Genomic DNA, 769 nt, shown 5'->3' with positions numbered 1-769 from the left:
AAAACAATCCGATACTGGCACTCAAGCACATCAAGCGCCGAACACCACATGAAGATTCTATTGATGTGTTGCGGGTTAGCCATCGACACCTGAGTAACTTCACCAGGCGCAAGATGATTGCGGTCTGTGCTGGCTGGGAGTGTCTGGATACTGAGGATCGCAACATTGAGGCATTCACCTACAGCATGACCCACAATGACGAGAACGGCTATTGGGCTGGCTTCAAGGCTGCTCAAAGGGTACTTGAGAAACATGTGGAGCCGTGGACTGAGGAAGACATTAGATCAGTGTGGTGGCACAGAGTGAGCGGGGAATAGCAGGTTGATGGCGAGTGGATGGGTCTTAGAAAAAAATGGGTCCCTCCTGGCAACATTTATTACACGGGTCATTGCGCGCCGTGTGGTTTCCCTAGCTATAAATTTTTGAATTTGATTGACACTTTACACTTGACACTTTCCTGTTATCGACTTGTTGCATGTCTCTGGCTGCTTGGTCTGGCGGGAAATTAGCGCAATTTTTGATTGACAGTTTGATTGACACTTTTCGGGGTGAAAGTGTCAAGTTGACAGAAAAAGTGTCAAGCGGTTGACACTTTACACTTTGATTGACACTTTGCCGCTGGTGGGTTGACAGTCGGCACCAACTTCACGGTTTGCCGCGGGAGCAGCGAAATGAGTTTAATGTCAGTAAGCCAGTATGCAAAACACGCAGGTATGAGTCGTCAGGCACTTTATACATGGGAAAGTAAATCAGGTTTCCCCGCGCGAGT

1 protein-coding gene is annotated in these 769 nt (G+C 48.1%); it reads right to left on the bottom strand.

From position 1 onward, the window contains the following. Positions 1-254: hypothetical protein (locus AEP37_RS27090; protein WP_209435175.1), on the bottom strand; the 254-nt coding region annotated here is incomplete at its 3' end. Positions 255-769: the final 515 nt, after the last annotated feature.

This window comes from Yersinia pekkanenii, assembly GCF_001152565.1.
In the GTDB taxonomy this organism is placed as follows: Bacteria; Pseudomonadota; Gammaproteobacteria; order Enterobacterales; family Enterobacteriaceae; genus Yersinia; species Yersinia pekkanenii.
This window is presented reverse-complemented; position numbering and strand designations above follow the sequence as displayed.